The 16,805-nt window shown below is 67.8% G+C and carries 9 protein-coding genes, 1 tRNA gene and 2 pseudogenes; 6 read left to right on the forward strand and 6 right to left on the reverse strand.

All coding sequences use genetic code 11. The annotated features are described in order from the left end of the window. Positions 1–39: 39 nt before the first annotated feature. Positions 40–2,229 (reverse strand): RICIN domain-containing protein, encoded by a 2,190-nt coding sequence (locus tag OG738_RS03390; RefSeq protein WP_329051124.1) that lies wholly within the window; start codon positions 2,227–2,229, stop codon positions 40–42. A 288-nt stretch (positions 2,230–2,517) separates the two neighbouring features. Between OG738_RS03390 and OG738_RS03395 the strand changes: the two genes are divergently transcribed. Continuing rightward, positions 2,518–2,590, forward strand: a tRNA-Ala gene (locus tag OG738_RS03395). 341 nt (positions 2,591–2,931) lie between these two features. Here the strand turns inward: OG738_RS03395 and OG738_RS44600 are convergent. Then, positions 2,932–3,996 (reverse strand): annotated as a pseudogene (locus OG738_RS44600) (tyrosine-type recombinase/integrase); the annotation flags it as partial. A 187-nt stretch (positions 3,997–4,183) separates the two neighbouring features. On the opposite strand from OG738_RS44600, the pseudogene OG738_RS44605 reads away from it, so the two are divergent. Beyond that, positions 4,184–4,325, forward strand: a pseudogene (locus tag OG738_RS44605) (IS256 family transposase); the annotation flags it as partial. A gap of 560 nt (positions 4,326–4,885) precedes the next feature. Here OG738_RS44605 and OG738_RS03400 read toward each other — a convergent pair. Continuing rightward, entirely contained in the window at positions 4,886–5,134 is a 249-nt protein-coding gene (locus OG738_RS03400; protein WP_329051126.1) for a hypothetical protein, read from the reverse strand. Next, positions 5,131–8,214 carry a hypothetical protein gene (locus OG738_RS03405; protein ID WP_329051127.1) on the reverse strand — a complete coding sequence of 1,028 codons (3,084 nt, stop codon included), beginning with the start codon at positions 8,212–8,214 and terminating at the stop codon, positions 5,131–5,133. The genes OG738_RS03400 and OG738_RS03405 overlap by 4 nt, the downstream gene beginning before the upstream one ends. A 134-nt stretch (positions 8,215–8,348) precedes the next feature. On the opposite strand from OG738_RS03405, the gene OG738_RS03410 reads away from it, so the two are divergent. Continuing rightward, on the forward strand, positions 8,349–9,251 hold the full coding sequence (locus OG738_RS03410) for an IS5 family transposase (RefSeq protein WP_329044868.1): 903 nt from the start codon (positions 8,349–8,351) through the stop codon (positions 9,249–9,251). Here OG738_RS03410 and OG738_RS03415 read toward each other — a convergent pair. Beyond that, positions 9,240–9,971 carry an ALF repeat-containing protein gene (locus OG738_RS03415; RefSeq protein ID WP_329051128.1) on the reverse strand — a complete coding sequence of 244 codons (732 nt, stop codon included), beginning with the start codon at positions 9,969–9,971 and terminating at the stop codon, positions 9,240–9,242. The two genes, OG738_RS03410 and OG738_RS03415, sit on opposite strands and share 12 nt — an antisense overlap. Before the next feature lie 228 nt (positions 9,972–10,199). On the opposite strand from OG738_RS03415, the gene OG738_RS03420 reads away from it, so the two are divergent. Further along, positions 10,200–10,763 (forward strand): hypothetical protein, encoded by a 564-nt coding sequence (locus OG738_RS03420; protein ID WP_329051130.1) that lies wholly within the window; start codon positions 10,200–10,202, stop codon positions 10,761–10,763. A 93-nt stretch (positions 10,764–10,856) separates the two neighbouring features. Beyond that, positions 10,857–12,779 carry an FG-GAP-like repeat-containing protein gene (locus OG738_RS03425; protein ID WP_329056539.1) on the forward strand — a complete coding sequence of 641 codons (1,923 nt, stop codon included), beginning with the start codon at positions 10,857–10,859 and terminating at the stop codon, positions 12,777–12,779. A 117-nt stretch (positions 12,780–12,896) separates the two neighbouring features. On the opposite strand, the gene OG738_RS03430 is transcribed toward OG738_RS03425, so the two are convergent. Then, positions 12,897–14,051: a hypothetical protein gene (locus OG738_RS03430; RefSeq protein ID WP_329051131.1), complete on the reverse strand. Its 1,155-nt coding sequence runs from the start codon at positions 14,049–14,051 to the stop codon at positions 12,897–12,899. Positions 14,052–14,699: 648 nt separating this feature from the next. Between OG738_RS03430 and OG738_RS03435 the strand changes: the two genes are divergently transcribed. Continuing rightward, positions 14,700–15,341: an 8-oxoguanine DNA glycosylase OGG fold protein gene (locus tag OG738_RS03435; RefSeq protein WP_329051132.1), complete on the forward strand. Its 642-nt coding sequence runs from the start codon at positions 14,700–14,702 to the stop codon at positions 15,339–15,341. Positions 15,342–16,805: the final 1,464 nt, after the last annotated feature.

Here is a 16,805-nt window from a genome sequence, read left to right on the forward strand (position 1 = left end):
GCGTGCGCCGCGGCCGCCACCACGGCGCACGCCGGTTGCTCAGGGGTAGCTGACCAGGTCGACCGGCTGGGTGCCGGTCGGGGTCGTGGCACCCGTGGTGTTGATGACGTGCGTGATCGTGCCCTGGTAGTTGAGCGACACCGTCACCATGTCGTGGAACTTCACGCCCGGGGTGTTCGGCGCCTCGAAGGCGTGGGCGCTGGCGACCGAGGGGTTGGTGCTGAAGTAGCAGTAGCTGCCCAGCCCCCACGCCTCGTGGCTGGTGACGTTCGGGCCCACCTTGTAGGCCGAGTAGCCGTTCGACGACCCGTTCATCCAGGACGCCTGGTTCGGCACGTCGTAGGGCATCTCGTTCTGGAAGAAGTACGTCCGGCCGCCGTTGCCGTTCCAGACGACCTGCGTCTTCTGGTAGTGCTCGACGAAGAGGCCGTACATCGTCACGTTGTTGCCGTTGACGGTGAGTCCGTTGTCGGCGGTGTTGGTGGTCCAGCCGACGTAGGCGTTGTTGTCGGCGTGGTCGGCGCGCCAGATCCACATGTGGTCGCCGATCACGTTGTTGCTGTTGACCACCAGGCTGTTCGTCGCCTTGCCGACGGCGGCGCCGCCGATCCGGAAGAACACGTCGTGCAGCGACGTCGGGTCGGCCGTGTGGTCGGCGGTCGAGCCGGCCGGGCCCACCTGCATGAGAGTGGCCGAGTTGGTCGTGCCGGCGTCGATCAGCAGGCCGGCGACCTGGACGCCGTCGACGTCGTCGACGTTCATCGCGGTGACGCCGCCGTCCGGCACCAGCGTGGCGATGCCGAGGCCGAGCACGACGGTGTCCGGCCGGGTGACGTGCAGCGCCTGGCTGAGGTGGTAGACACCGGGCGTGACCAGCAGGTTCTTGCCCGCGGCGAGCGCGGCGTTCATGTCCGCGGCGGTGGCGCCGGGCTTGGCGATGTAGAACTGGTCGATCGGCAGCGAGGTACCGGGGGCGCTGCCGTTCGCCCAGGTCGTGCCGGCCGCGTTGGTCTTCACGCCCGGGACGAACACCTGGTAGTTGCCGGCGTTGTCGATGTAGAGGAACGGCTTCTCGCGCACGACCGGCGTCGTGCCGACGGTCGTGTACGGCGGGCTCGGGAAGGTGTTCGCGGGAGCGCCCTGGACGCCCGCGAAGACCATGTTCCAGTTCGAGCCGTTCCAGCTGCCGAACTGCGAGTTGCGCGAGATCCACTGCTGCTGCGAGCCGGAGCGGACCTGGCCGTCGATCTTCGTGTCGGAGATCCAGCCGCCGCTGGCCCAGCCGCCGTCGTCGAGCTGCAGGTCGCCGCGGACGTGCATCCGGCGGTAGGGCGCGGCCTGGGAGACGGCCCAGCGGTCGGCGCCGCCGGTCGGGTTCACGGACAGGTTTTCCGCGCCACGCCAGAAGTTCTGCGTCGCGTTCTGCGGCGGGAACCAGTCGGCCTCGACGTGCACGGCGCCGTTGATCGTCACGGCGTCGGGGCTCAGGCCGAGGCCCAGCACCTGCGTGTAGAAGCCGACGTTGACGTCGTTGGAGTAGGTGCCCGGCTTGAACATCACGGCGTAGCGCTGGCTGCCGAACTGGTTGCGTTCCTGCTGGCTGAAGATGCTGTCGAGCCGGCTCTGGATCGTCGAGCTCGGCATCGACGGGTCGAAGATCACCACGTTCGGGCCGAGGTCCGGCTGGCCGGGCTGCGTCGTGCCACCCACGGGGGTCAGTGTGAACGACTGGGCGGCGGTGCCGTTGCAGGAGTACTGCTGGAGCTGGACGGAGTCGGCGGCGGAGGCGCCCGGGACGTCGAGGCACTTCCCGCTGTTGCGGCTGACGAAGTGGTAGCGGCCACTGCCCTCGTCGACGGCCTGCCACTGCTGGTTGGCCCCGCTCGAGTAGGTCCACAGCTGGACGAGGCCGCCATCGGCGGTGGAGACGTTCGTGACATCCCAGGCGGCGGCCGGGTTGGTGCGGGCGTTCACCCGGAAGTAGCCGTCACCGGTGGACTGGAACTGCCACTGTTGGGAGGCGCTCTGGTTGCAGGAGTACTGCTGCACGACGGTGCCGTTGGCGGTCCCGGCGGCCCGCGCGTCGACGCACTTCCCGCTGTTGCCGGCGGTCACGGTGTACCAGCCGTCCGGAGTCGGTGCGGCCTGCGCCACGGTCGCGCTCGTGGTGCCCGCGACCAGGGCGAACGCCGCGGAGAGCAGCACCATCACCCGCCGTCTCGTCGTCATCGAAACCTCCTCCGCCGCACCGGGCGGCGTCCGTAGAGCAGGAAACGGCAGAGGCGTGCCCGGTCTGGGTAGACGCGGCGTAACGGGCGGGGACCTCGGCGTCACAACCGCGCCAAAATGTAACGGCGGCCACAGCCCGAGGTCAATACACGACTAAAAATAAGGTGTAAAACCCCAGGTCGGATGGGGTGTGCAGGTGGCAGTCACGCGGAGGCACCCCCCGCGCTCGGGTCATGCCGGGGTCGTGTACGGTACTCACATACGAGATGCGGAGTTCACCTTCGCTCCGGGGCTATGGCGCAGCTGGTAGCGCACCTCACTGGCAGTGAGGGGGTCAGGGGTTCGAGTCCCCTTAGCTCCACGTCGTAACGAACCCCTTCGTTTCAGCCGTTGTGGCTGGCCGGAGGGGTTTTCTGCGTTCCGAGTTCGATCTTCGGTGATCGGCTTACGGCCTGATCTTGTGCTCCTGGTGGGGCAAAACTGGAGCACCACCCCAGCCCCGGTGCGGCGGCGGTACGGTGTTCCCGCTGCTCCCCGGCTCACCCGGCGGGTGACCCCCACCGTGGCGAAGAGGGGGACAACCACCGCCACCCGCCTATTGTCGACCACACTCGGTGAGGGTGTCGGTGGTGGCGGGACCGCCGTGTGCCAGCGCCGCTCGAGATCGTCGAGCAGCCGCTGCTCGACCTCCGGGGCGACGTGGGAGTAGGTCTCGATGACCCGGTTGTCCAGGTGGTGACCGAGCCGGCGGGCCTGGGCGATCTCCGGTGCGCCGCCGGCGATCAGCCAGGTCTTGTGGCTGTGCCGCAGCCCGTGGAAGGTCAACCCAGGCCGGACCGCCGCGCAGCCCGCCTTTGTCCCGGACGCCTCGCTGCCGTCGACCGCGGGGCAGAAGACCCGACGGAGGAACGTCGAACGCCACAACCACGTCCCGCTCGGCGTCGTGAACACGAACCCATACCGGTGTCGCGCGAGATGCTCGCGCAGCAGCGCGACCAGGAACGGCGGCAGCGCGATCGTCCGCGCGGAGGCCCGGGTCTTCGGCGGCCCGAGCCAGCGCATCGACCCCGACTCGTGCAACGCACCCACCAACGGATCGATCACGATCACCCCACGCCTGAGATCGACGTTGTCCCGGTGCAGGCCGGCCAGCTCGCCCCACCGGCAACCGGTCCATGCCGCGGTGATTACCAGCAGCCGCGCGATCGGGCCGCCAAGGAGGTCTGCCTGCTCGGCGATCCGCACCACGTGCTCCGGCGTCGCCCAGATCCGCTCCGCCACGGCCCGCCGTGACCGCCGGCCACGGCGCCTTCGCCGACGCACCGGATTGAACGGGATCAGCCGCTCATCGGCCGCGTCGGTCAGCAGCATCGACAACAGGTTCAGCTGCGAGCTCACCGTCGACGGGGCGTAGCCGGCTCGCTCCAGCTCCCGGACCCACTCGGTCACACCCAGCGCCGTAATCGCACCCAACGGCACACCCCCGAACTTCGGCAGGATGTGACACCGCAAGCGGCTCCGATAGCTCTCGATCGTCCGCGAATCCAGATCCAGCGACCGGAACCACCGCACCACCCACTCCGCCACCGTGACCGCACTGTCCACCGGATCGATCCACACCCGCCGACGCCGATCCACCTCCAACCCGGCGGCGTAGGCCGCAGCATCACGCCGCGAGCCAAATCCGGACACCGAACGAACACCGAAACCTTGCCGCCGATACCTCACGCGCCACGACCTGTTGCCGCGCTGCTCCACCCACGCCACAACAACCTCCCACGCACGGATGAGACCAACGAAGCGTTAGCCCGCAGCGGGTGAAGTACCCCGGCACAGACATCTCCAACGTCGACCTCCAGAAACGACGACGCAGGTGACCGGGGGACTGTTCCAAGATCGGTGTTTCCAGCCTGACGTACCGGGCGCAGTTCCAGTGGGATGGACACTGTGAGTGATGACATCGGAGCTTATGAGTCCGCGCAAGAGTGAGTCCACGCTGGCGCGAGCTGTCGCCGGAGCAGGCCGCCGCAGCGGCGATGGTGGCCGAAGCGAAAGCCCGCGGGCTGGCACTGACCGGCCCAGACGGGTTGCTGAAGTACCCGGGCGTAGCGCGCGCCGGGCCGGACGATGGGAAGTGTGCGGTCGCCAGGGGCCGCGGTCCGGATTGCAGCCTCGCTGTGGTGGCGAGGTCACAGGCGAGCTCGTTCGCTTGATCCAAACTGCGGAATCTCGCTGGTGTGTTGACCCAGATTTCGAAACGGATGGCAGGTTAGGGGCCAGCGACGGACGTTGCGCAGGAGTAGACCCAGGGCCGCCGACGGCGATCCAGGGCCCGGCGGGGACGTGAGTCAGCAGGAATCCCGCACCAGAAGCTCCCCAATGGCGTTATCAGGAACAGCGACAGCGCGATCACCTGGGCTGAGACACGAGTCTTTCAGCGATCCGAGCCACTACTTCAGCCGCTTGATCACGCGGTGCACCCACCAACGGACTCGCGACCCTTCGATCACGGTCGCCTGTTGCGCTACCAGAGCGGTGAGTACGTCAGATGATCGTGGGCCTACCTGAAGCATGTAGCAAAAGACACTTTTGCTCAAGACAACCCAAATACCACAACGACCGGAACAACTATAACAGGATTCGCGCAACAGGTTATTCACTCACCAGATTCGACCCCACCATGCAACACATCACCTTTCAAATACTCCGACAGATCACCATTTTCACCCCAAAACCACAACCGATGGCAAACCTTGCATCGCACGACCAACTGCGCCCTGCCGAGCAATATCTCCGGAGAGACATCCACGTCGAACTCATCGTGTTCCAGAACAAAAAGGCTATCGTGAGGATCGTCATCACGAAGGATGGTTCCACACTTGCATCGCATCTTCGCCATCATCAACCACCAAAGAATCTGACTTCACCAATAAGTTCAGCTTTACCCCAGCTTTTGATCATACCATTCACTCGCCTGAGTGCCTCCGCCGCGCCGCCGAAATCGGCTGCGGAAAGCCCGGTCCCCCGCAGATCGACGATCACGCCGCCGCCGTGCACCTGGGAGTACTTCTTCGCGATCTTCCCCAGCATGGAATCGATGGAGGTCCCCGTCGGCGAGTACACGTCCCAAAGCACTCCGTCGACCACCAGGTCGCTCGTCCCGCCACCGGCACGGGTGCCTACCGGATCCCGCAGTGTGACCCTCGAACCCGCTCCCGCCATTTCCTCGGCGGCTCGGATTTCCGAGGCCGACGGGTTGGTTGCCGTGATCTCGAGCAGGCCGATGTCGGGCAGGTCGGCGAGGTGGGCGGCTTCGTTGGCCAGTGCTCCCGACTCCGCCGCCGCTTCCTGCGCAGCACTGGCCGCCCGCCCGAGCTGCGCGGCAGCGCCGGCACCGGCGGCGTCGAGCAGGCCCACCCCCGCGACGTCGGCCGCTTCCGTCAGGGCGGCGGCTCCCGCGCCCGCGCGCAGCTCGGCTGCCCCGCCGGCGAGCAGGTCGGCCAGTTCGCACTCCGGGCAAACGAGGGAGGCGATCAACACGAGCAGTCCGCCGAGGTCAGGATCCGTTCCGGCGGTGACGAAGTTGGTGAAGTCGTCCCGGAGCGTGGCCATGTAGTTCGGGCTGAACAGGTTCCGGTAGTCCAGGCACCGCGCCAGCGTCGGGTCACCCTGCGGGATGTGCTGTCGGCAAATGTCCTGCAGGTGTCCGAGGATGCGTTCCTGCTCGGCCTGGGAGCCACTGAACAGCAGCACGCAGTCCTGATTGCTCAGCAGGTTGACGGCCTCGACGTCGCGGGCGTTGTCGTCGCAGTCGGCGCGCCGCTGCTGGATGAGCTGCTGCTTTTCCGTCGCGGCTTTGTTCGCGACACTCTGCCAAGCGTCCTTCGCGGCTATAGCAGCCGCAGCGGCGTCGTTGCCGGCTTGGATCGCGGCGTCGTACGCGATCTTGGCCGAACTCGCGGCATCGTGGGCGTAGCCCGCGGCGGCGTGGGCATAGTACTGAGCCGTCGCGGCGGAGCGTCCGGCCCGGTCGGCGGAGACGACGGCGGACGCCGCAGCGCCAGCTGCAGTGTTGGCCGAGGTCTGGGCCTGCTGGGCGGACGCCGCGGCGCGAGTGGCAGCGTCCTGGGCCTGACGGGCGTAGTCGGCGGCCTGGTTGGCCGCCGTGGCCGCCTGATCGGCGTACCCGGCGGCTTCGTCGGCAGCGTTGCGGGCTCGAGCCGCCGCGGCCTGAGCTTCGTCGGCGTCGTGCGTGGCCGTGGCCGCGGAGCTTGCGGCCTGGGCCAGCAGGCCGTCGATGGCAGCGTTGTGGGCGGCGGTGTTCTGGTCGCGGCGGGCGGCGGTGTACTGGCCCACGGCGATGAACTCACGCAGCAGCACCGGTGGTCCGTCGAGGGCGGCCTGGGCCGCGTTGACAACCTCGCGCGCTCCCGCGGCACGAGCGGCGGACTGGATCTGGCTGGCCTTCAGCTGGTCGTCCATGCCGAGCGCGACGAACTGACCGTTGTCGAGGAACTCCCGCAGCGCTTGGTCAGTGCCGGCGTCGAGGGCCTTCTGGCCCTCCTGCACGACCACGGTGCGACCGGCCGTGCGAGCGGCGGACATGACCTGGCTGACCTGCAGGGTGTCGTCCTGTGCCCGACCGGGGTAGTCACGACTGCGCAGGAAGTTCCGCACATCGATGTCCGAACCGGCCAGTGCCGCGTTCCCGGCCGTCTGGAAGCCGGGTGCGGCGGCGTCGACGAGCTGGGCGAGGACGGCGCGGTCGTCCTGTCCGGCGGCCGCGGTCAAGCCGGTGGTGATGAAGTCGACGACCTCGTTGTCGGACGCCGACAGCGCGGCGAGCGCCGCGGTCTTCGTCCAAGGGCCGCCCTGGCCTGCGAGGGTCAGCGCGACCTTGCGGGCGTCGGTGAGCACGGTCGCGCGAGCGGTGCCGACCGCGGTGGCCTCGGTGATCAGCCGGGTGGTCTCGGCGTTCCAGGTGCTGACCTGGTCGAGGTCCCACCGGGGTGGCACCGGGCGCACGGAGGCCGACGACGCGGCGGCACGCGCGGCGTCGTCGGCCTGCTGGCCGTTCAGCGCGATCCGGTCGTCGTCGGCTTTGCGGGCGGCCTGGGCGATCCGGGCCGCCTGGTTCGACGCGCCAACCGCCGCGTTCGCCGCTGCGGTGGCGGCGTTCGCGTGCGCGGTCGCCTTGGCGGCCGCGTCCGTGGCTTGCCCGGCGTGTGCGGCCGCATCGTCCGCCGCGGCCGCTGCTGCGGTGGCGTCGTTGGCAGCGGCGGAGGCGGCATCGGCGGCCGCGCCGGCGTCCGAGCCCGCTTCGTCCGCCCAGGACTGGCTGGCCTGCGCAGCAGCGGTCGCCCGCGCGGCCTGGGCGCGAGCGTTCGCGGCGGCGGCCTGCGCCTGCCGGGCATCGGCGCCCGCAGCCGCGGCGCTGTTGGCCGCGTCGGTGGCGGCCTGCGCCGCCGTCCGGGACTGGGTTGCGGCGTCCCCAGCCGCCGAACCCGCATCCTTGGCTCGTTGTGACGCGGTCCGCGCTGCCCTGGCCGCGTCCGCGGCCGTCGATGCGCTCACCGCCGCGTCCCGCGCAGTCTGCGCGGCCTTGGTCGCGTCCGCAGCTTTGACCTTGTCGCCGATCGCTGCGGCCGCCGCGTCGTAGGCGTGTGAGGCGGCCGTTCGCGCCTGGCCGGCCGCGGCGGCCGCCCGCGCGGCAGCCATCGCCGCGGTGTGCGCCGAGCGGGACGCCGCGTTGGCCGCGCCGATCGCCTGCCGCGCGGTGAACGCCGCCTGGTCGGCCGCATACGCGGCCCGGTTCGCCGCATCCGTGGCCTCGCCGGCATGTCCCTGCGCGGCCGCAGCGGCGTCCTTGGCGGCTTGGGCGGCCTTCATCGCGGCCGCTGCCTCCACGACCGCGCGGTCAGATTCCTGTTTCGCCTGCTCGGTCTCCGTCGCCGCCTGTTCCGAAGCAGCCTTGGCCGTGGCCACTAGAGCCTGTTTTGATGTGCTGACCAGCGGAGCTTGTGGTCGGCGTTGTGGGGTGCGGCGTGTCTTGGGTGAGATAGACGAGGTCTCCGGTAGACCGATCAACGACCAAGCTGATCAAGTACACCGGAGACCTCGTGCCCAGCCTAGCGGCGACGGGGCGAGCCGATCTGACCGACGCGCAGTGGGCGATTCTGGAACCGCTGCTGCCTGTCGGCAAGAAGCCCGGCCGCCCGCCACTGTGGAGTAAACGCCAGCTTTTGGACGGTATCCGCTGGCGGGTTCGTGTCGGTTCGCCGTGGCGTGACGTCCCACCTGTGTATGGCTGCTGGCAAACCGTCTATGGCTTGTTCCGGCGCTGGCAGCGCGCTGGTGTGTGGGCGTTGATCTTGGCGGCGTTGCAGACTCGGGCCGACGCCGCCGGGTTGATCACCTGGGAGGTGAGCGTGGATTCCACGATCAACCGGGCGCACCAGCATGCCGCAGGCGCCCGCATCGAGGGCGACCTGCAGAAAGAACCGCCAGGCGGTATCGGCGAGCCCGAACCGGCCGACCACGCGCTGGGCCGGTCGCGGGGAGGCTGGACGACCAAGCTGCATCTGGCCACCGAGCAAGGCCAAAAACCACTGTCGTTGCTGGTGACCGCCGGTCAACGTGGTGATTCACCGCAGTTCGAGGCGGTGCTGGCCAGGGTCCGGGTCGCCCGGGTTGGTGGTGGGCGAGCCCGGACCCGGCCGGATCGTGTCCTGGCGGACAAGGCCTACAGTTCCCGCGCCAACCGGGCCTATCTGCGGCGGCGCGGGATCGCGTGCACGATTCCCCAGCCTTCTGATCAGGTCCGGCATCGCCGCAACCGCGGCCGGGCCGGTGGGCGGCCACCAGCATTCGACCCAGAGATCTACAAGCAACGGCACGCGGTGGAGTGCGGCATCAACCGGCTCAAACGCAACCGAGGCGTCGCCACACGGTTCGACAAACTCGCGGTTCGCTACGAGGCGACCGTGCACATCGCGGCGATCAACGAGTGGCTACGACATTGAAACAGGCTCTAGTTGCGCGATGGACGTCGTTTCCGCATCTCGCGCCTGCGCAACAGGGAGATCGACGCCGAGGAACTGGTTCAACGCGTCTACGGTGCCCGCGTCCAGCGCCTGCTGCCCGGCCTTCTTCACCTCGGGACCGCCACCAGACATCGCCCGGCTGACCTTGACCGTCTGGTCGATTTCGAACGGGATCTGCCAGTCGGACTGCAGGAATGACTTCAGCGCGTCGTCGGTGCCGGCGTCCAGTGCCTCCTGCCCGGCCTGCTTCACCTGCGCGCCGCCTGCGGACATCACCTGGCTTACCCGCACGCTCAGGTCGATTCCGTACGGCACTTCCCAGCCGGTATCGAGGAATGCGCTCAGCGAGTCGTCCGTACCGGCGTCCAGCGCCTGCTGTGCCGCCGATCGCGTCGCTACTCCCCCAGCCGACATCAACCGGCTGACCTGCACACTTCGGTCGATCGAGACGTCCGTGGCCCTCTGCGAGGTCAAGAACCGCGTCACGTCCGTTTCCGTGCCTGCCAGTGCCGCCGCCGCGTCCTGTCTGGTCGCCGGGCCGCCGAACTGCCAGAGCCGCAGCACCTTCAGGCGGTCTGAGTCTGACGGGCCGGCTTCCGCTGACGCCGCCGCGGCGATCGGGCGGCTCAGCGCGGCCACGGCAGCCGGCGGAGCGGTGATCCCGCCGACGCCCAGCGTCGCCGTGACCGCCAGGATCAAGCCAGCACGAAACCACGTTTTGACTGCACGCATTCGAGTCCCCCCTCGATTGACCGGTGCGCAGATTCCGCCCCGACGTAAAACGCGCGTTCAAACATTTACCGGGCGATCAGGAACCGGTCAACCGCCACCAAGAGGTGATTGACATCACAATGCCGCCTCCTGGGCGAGCTGCTTAGTCTCGCGCTGCCCGGCATCGTTTTGATGCCGACGTCCACATTGGGTCATATGTCGCAATTCGACTATGGAGGGGAAGAGATGCGCAAGTTGTACAGGAGGCTGTTAGGCGCAGGAGCTTTCGCGGCGGTCGCGGCCGTGGCAGTGAGCATCAGTGTCACCCCAGCCAGCGGCGCCGCCTCTGCGGCGGAGGAACAGCCGTCCGCGGTCGAGGACTACACATATCCGGGGGCCGACGCGATCCTGGCAAGCGATCACGTGCAGCTGATCAGCGGCGACGGCCACATCCTCTACAAGGCCTGCCCGCCAACCGAAGCACCAGGACTGATCATCGTTCGGACCACTGACCGCATCGGCTCGCTGGGCAACGGCAGGCTCTGCTTCGAAGCAACCGCCGCAACGGGGCACCTGACGTTGAAGGTCCCGAACGTCTACGCCGTGCGAGGCGACGGCACCTCCACGAACACGGGCCACAGGCTCAAGGCCCAACTGACCACCGACGCCGGCGTGCACACGGCAGTGGACGTGGACCCCAACTTCGACACAGAAGTGGGAATCGCTGCTACTCCGCCGGGAGACCCCACCACGTTGCTGCAATTGGACGCATCGCACTAACACTCAGCCAGCGCCTTTTCGTAGCCGACAACATCCCAATCTTCATCTTTCGAAAGCAGGAATCTCGTGCACAAGCTAAGAGCCTTCGCGCTCGTGACACTCACCGGGCTGGCGAGTGGCATACTGACCGCATCGCCGGCCGAGGCCATCTCCAGCGGCACCGGGGCCGTCGACGGCGCCTACGCGTTCGCCGCGAAACTGTCGAACGAGACCGCGGCCTGCACCGGCGCGCTGGTCGCACCGCAGTGGATCATCACCTCGACCGGCTGCTTCCCGCAGAACCCACAGGGCGGCACACCCGCCAAGCCGACCACGGTGACGGTCGGCCGCACGAAGCTCAGCGGCACCGGCGGGCATGTCGCCACGGTCACCAGCCTGATCGCTCGGGCGGATCGCAGCACGATGCTCGCGCGTCTCGACACCCCGATCACCGACGTCACCCCGGTGTCACTCGGCACCACAGCTTCTACGACCGGGGATGTACTGCGCGTCGCCGGCTACGGCCGCACCACCTCCACGTGGGCGCCTGACCAGCTGCAGACAAGCCCGTTCACCGTCGCATCGACCAGCTCGACCAAGCTGGTGCTGACCGGGGACCAGGGCGCCGACGCCTGCAAAGGCGACGCCGGCGGCCCGGTCTTCCGCGAAAACGCCGGCCACACTGACCTCGCGGGTGTTGTGACGACGACGTGGGGACACGGCTGCCTGGTCTCGACCGAGACCCGGCAAGGCACTACCGCGGACCGCACCGACGACCTCGTCGACTGGATCCGGCAGCAGGTTCTCGTCCCGTCCGCCAAGGCTGTCGGTCACTCGGTCACCGTCAGCTGGAGCGCACTCGCCGCGCAGGACAACGCCTCCTACCGCGTGTACAGCTCGACCACTACTCCAGTCCCGATCGACGCTGCCCACCTGGTGAACACGACCCAGGCCACCACACTGACCCAGACGTCGGTCCCGGCCAAGCAGACCCGCTACTACCAGGTCGTCGCCGTGACCGCGGACGGGCGGAGCGCACCGCCGACCGATGTCGTGTCCGCCTCCACCCCGCTCGCCATCCCTGTCGACTTCACCGGTGACGGCAAGGGCGACATCGCCACCTTCACCCGCGGCACAGCAGGCGACGTCTACGTGGCCAACTCGGACGGGACGAAGTTCACCGGCAACAGCGTGCTGTGGCACGACCGGTTCTCCATCGGCACCGAAATCCCGCTGTCCGGCGACTTCGATGGAGACGGCAAAGCCGACGTCGCGACCTTCGCCCGGGGGACGAGCGGAGACGTCTACGTCGCGCTCTCCGACGGCACCAAGTTCAACGGCAACGGCGTGCTCTGGCACGACAACTTCGGCATCAACGACGAGATTCCCGCCGTCGGAGACTTCAACGGCGACGGCAAAGACGACATCGCCATCTTCAAACGCGGCAGCACGGCCGACGTCCTCGTCGCACTCTCCGACGGCACGAAGTTCGGCACCGCAACCCTGTGGCACGACCACTTCGGTATCAACGACGAACTGCCTTACGTCGGTGACTTCAACGGCGACGGCAAAGACGACATCGCCGTTTTCACCCGCGGCACCACTGCCGATGTCTACGTGGCTACCTCCGACGGCACCAAGTTCGTCGGTGACGGCGTGAAGTGGCACGACAACTTCGCGTTCAACAGTGAGATCCCCGCGGTCGGCGACTTCAACGGTGACGGCAAGGACGACCTCGTCGTCTTCACGCGCGGCTCCGCCGCCGATGCCTTCGTTGCCATCTCCGACGGTACGAAGTTCGTGGGCACCAGTGCCAAGTGGCATGACCACTTCGCCGCCAACGACGAAATCCCCGCCGTTGGGGACTTCAACGGCGACGGCAAAGACGACATCGCCACCTTCACCCGCGGCACCGCCGGCGACGTCTACGTCGCCACCTCCGACGGCACGAAATTCGTCGGAGACAGCATCAAGTGGCACGACAACTTCGTCTTCAACAGCGAGGTCCCAGCTCCGCGAGCCATCACGATCCTCTAGACCTGACTGGCCCGGGCCGGGAGTTTCCCGGTCCGGGCCCCTTTTCGCGTCCTCTCGCTCTGCTGCGGCCGACGCAGTCCGGAAGCCAGACCGCGCAGGAGGTGCCTGGCGGCCGGCTCAGCGGTTGAGGAGCGTGTAGATCCGCTGCGCGCCGTCGGCTACTTTGGCGATCGCGAGCGGTCCGGTGATCTCGTGCGAGTTGAGGCTTACTCGGACCATTGTGCGGCCGACGTGGAAGTAAACCGTGGCCCCGCCGGTCACGCTGTCTCCCAGCACACCGCAACTCTCGTCACCAACGGGCCGGGGCAGGGGGCTGCTGTCCTTTGTGGTTGCCTCGTAAGCGCACATTTCCTGAGCGGCACCGGCCGCGACGGCGGGGCCCTCCGCGTAGATCGTCTGCTCGACAGACAGGCTCGCCGGATCCCGTTCGGTTCGGTCGAACAGGGACACGCGTTGACAGGTGATCTGGACCGCGTGATGGTTCACCACGGAGCTCTCGTCCACGCCGAACAAGTCCCTCTGAAGGCCGTCGGTCGGCCGGCCCGTGACCGCGGTGAAGACCTCGGGGGGCATGGCGTCGCACGGCTCGGCGGTCAGGTGGTAGGGATCCGGGTAGCTGTGCTCGGGCATCGGCCGGGGACCTGCCGTGATGTTCTTGGTGATGCCGTCGATGAGCTTGGCCAGGGCGTTTTCGCCGTCCGCTATCGCTGAGAAGTGGTCCAATTCGAGGGTGAAGGCGTTGGCCGCGCCGTGACCGCCGTCGGTGAAGGCCACCGTGATTTCGTCGTCGCCTTGATCCGGGCGACGGTGATACTCGACGCCGTTGGCGGTTCCGGCCTTCCCCGCTTGCGGCGACGTGGCCAGACGCCAAGCGGAAGCGCTCGAGAGCTTGACATTGAGCGTCGTGAGAGTGATGTCCGGTTCGTCGCGGCGGCCGGCGGCTCGTTGGAGGTGGCCGCCGCAGGAGATCGGTTCGAACGTGGTGCCTGCAAGCTCCGGACGGTCGGCGCCCGGGCTGAGTCGGGTGCCGCCGGCGAGAGCGTGGTCGGTGTACTTCAGCCCTGCAGCGGCGATGACGTCGTTGGTGAGTATGGCGCACGGGTAGTACGTCGGCGTGCCCTCGTATTCGGCCACCGGCTCGTTGCCTGGTGTCTCGATCAGGATGTTCGTCCGAGGGGAATCCAGTCCGGCCGGCTGAGTCTCCTGGGCGGGCCGACAAGCGGAGAGTCCGAGCATTGTCGCCAGAACGGCAGCCCGAAGACGGCGGGTCATCCATGCCTCCCCAGAACGATGGTCGACAAACTATGACACCGGCGGACCTGCCTGCGACACGGGGTATGTCAGCGGCTGCGTAGGCAGGGTGCGGCACACGCATGTACCCGGCCAGGGCCAGCACCGGCCGAGTGAGGAACTGGCCGCTGGTGGCGGCCTTCAGCACTGCCCTGACGGTGTCGCTGCTGGCTGGGCGCTGACTTTCGCCACGCAGGACGCTGCCCGCGAAGCAACTTTGTCATGCCAATGAGCTATCGCGCAGGTCCGTGGGCTGCTCCGCATGGCGAACGGATCATGGTCATCGAGTGCGTCCGGCACATGCTCCGGCTGAGCGTCGAGCACCATGACCTACGTCGTGTACCGCTTCTCGCTCACCATGCCGGGCGCGATCCGGGCGGAACTCACCCGCAGCTCGATAGCTGAGGCACTGCCCAGCTACCGGCTGCGTCGCCACCAGCGGTGGCGCGACCTGGCGACCTGGACCCCGACGCTCACCCGCGGAGTTCCACCACTGTGCGGCTGCGTACCCAAGCCTCATTCACGAACTCGGCAGCCGCGCAGCATGCACTATCGCGGGCGAGGTGGCATTGACTGTCCGGCAAGACCAGGAGGTGTAATGAGCGTCCGCTCCCAGGCGACTTCGTGCTCATGCCGCATGATGCGCTTCCCGGTGAACCGGAGCCGATCCCGGTCGACTCGACGCGGTGGACGGCCGCGCTCCCTCCGGGCGCCTGGCCGGCGAGCTTCGCCGTAAGCGGGAAGGTCTGGCGCAACGAGGTCTTCGTCCTCGCCGAGCGCTGGCGCGCGCGGGATGTCTCGAGCGTGCAGCTCGCGGCAGGCGTGCTGGCCTGGGGGCACGGGATCCGCGGATACGGGCCGTTCAGGACCGGCCGCATCCTGACCCAGGAGCACGCCGCCGAGAGGCTGGAAGCCGCGCTCAGCGAACTACGTCCGGACGCCGTCACCCCGGCCGTGCTCGAAGACTGCTACGAGCGATTCACGACCACCGCGAAGCTCACCGGCCTCGGAGCAGCCTTCTTCACGAAGCTGCTCTACTTCGCAGGCTATCGCCGCGGTGCAGGAGGGATCCAGCCGTTGATCCTGGACCGGGTCGTGGCGAGTCGGCTGCCCGCATCAGCAGGGTCGGCCGGGAAGTACCGGACGGCGTGGTGGGCCGGCACCTGGCTGGCCTACCTGCGCTGGGCGGCGGACCAGGCCACCCGTCCCGAGTTCGGCGGCGAACCGGACGGCGTCGAGATGGCGCTCTTCACCGGATCTTGGAAACCCTGACTTCCCTCCCGTCCCAGGGCTTCACCGTTGCCGCCGGAGCCAATCCCCGATCGCCCTGCCAGCTGGGCTGGATGTCCGAGACGAGCGCGGCCAGTCCTCTCACTAATTTCACTGGGGCACAGCTGGGGCAAACCCCCTGTCACAACTGCACTCAACAACACACAGTTGCCAACAACGGCAGTCAAGCGCATCATTTCACTAGGCGATTCTCTATCGCCGCAGGTCAGGACCATGATCGACCCTCCTGGCAGTGAGGGGGTCAGGGGTTCGAGTCCCCTTAGCTCCACAGTGACGAAACACCGCCCACCTTTGACAACTGGCGAGGTAGGGCGGTTTTTTCGTATCGGCGAACTTTGAGTTTCGCCAAGAAGACGTTCAGCTACCGACGAGTAGCTGGGGCAAAACTGGGGCACCGCGCCGACGGCGGCGAAATGGGGTCACGAAAAGTGCCCCAGCAGCGTCCCCCGAACAGGTGGATCACCAAAGGTTCTCTGACCGGGCACCTCCGCGGCGTCGATCGCAGGCTCCGCCACCGACCTAAGCCAGCCTCGATGCGGTTGACAGCGGATCACCGCCGTTCTGTCTCCCCCAAGGCGGCCGAGCGGAGTTAGCAGCGACCACAACCTGTCGCGCACTTCGAGGCCGCCATGCAAACCGATGATCCACTTCGCCGCTCCGGCGCCGTGACACCCGCGCCACCGAGGCCATCCGTGCCCACCGGCTCCGCCACCGAAGACGCAGACCGACTCCTCTACACACCGGCCGCCGCAGCCAAGCGGCTGACCATCGGCGAGTCGTGGCTCCGCCGCAAAGCCGGCCAGCGCCTCATCCCCTGCACCTTCGTCGGCAAACACCTCCGCTTTACAGACGACGATCTCCGCGCCATCGTCGCCGCCGGCCACCGCGGACCGAGCCACCGGAAACCGGCTCCGGGCCGGCCCAGCCGACGCCGTCAAACTCGGCGCTAGCACCCGATCCGGTCGCCCACCGAGGTTCTTCGCCGAATCAGCTTCCTCTCTGTCGCCTATGGAGCGGTCCTGGACACGCACCACAACGCGACCCCTCACCACAGCGCAGGAGTTCACCGTGCCCTGTAGCGCGAGCGACAAGCCGCACACGGGTTCGGGCCATCCGGCCAGGGCGTACCGTCCCAAAGTGGAAGCGCTGTATCGCAGCGACAGCGGCAGGCCCGCGACGTTCGCCGCAGAGTGCGACAAAGCTCGCCGCCCACGAGGCCGAGGCACAGCCCGCGTGACCCCTGACGAATATCGCAGAAGCGAATACGTGTATTGCACCGGCAGCGGCCGAATGTGACGACCGACAACGGCAGCCAGCCAGTCCCTCCCGTCAGGTTGTGCTCAGAGCAACAGCCGACAGTGCGATTTGATTAGCGGACGGGGATTGACGACAACTCGAACGCCGTCGCGCTCGAGCGCGACCAGCCTAGGGACGCGCTGGACACCC

The organism is Amycolatopsis sp. NBC_01488 (assembly GCF_036227105.1).
GTDB lineage: Bacteria > Actinomycetota > Actinomycetes > Mycobacteriales > Pseudonocardiaceae > Amycolatopsis.

What these genes read in the sequence shown, in the direction of transcription:
- OG738_RS03435 (WP_329051132.1), top strand. Translation starts at nt 14,700, where the DNA reads ATGCCGCATGATGCGCTTCCCGGTGAACCGGAGCCGATCCCGGTCGAC.
- OG738_RS03420 (WP_329051130.1), top strand. Translation starts at nt 10,200, where the DNA reads ATGTCGCAATTCGACTATGGAGGGGAAGAGATGCGCAAGTTGTACAGG.
- OG738_RS03430 (WP_329051131.1), bottom strand. Translation starts at nt 14,051, where the DNA reads ATGACCCGCCGTCTTCGGGCTGCCGTTCTGGCGACAATGCTCGGACTC.
- OG738_RS03390 (WP_329051124.1), bottom strand. Translation starts at nt 2,229, where the DNA reads ATGACGACGAGACGGCGGGTGATGGTGCTGCTCTCCGCGGCGTTCGCC.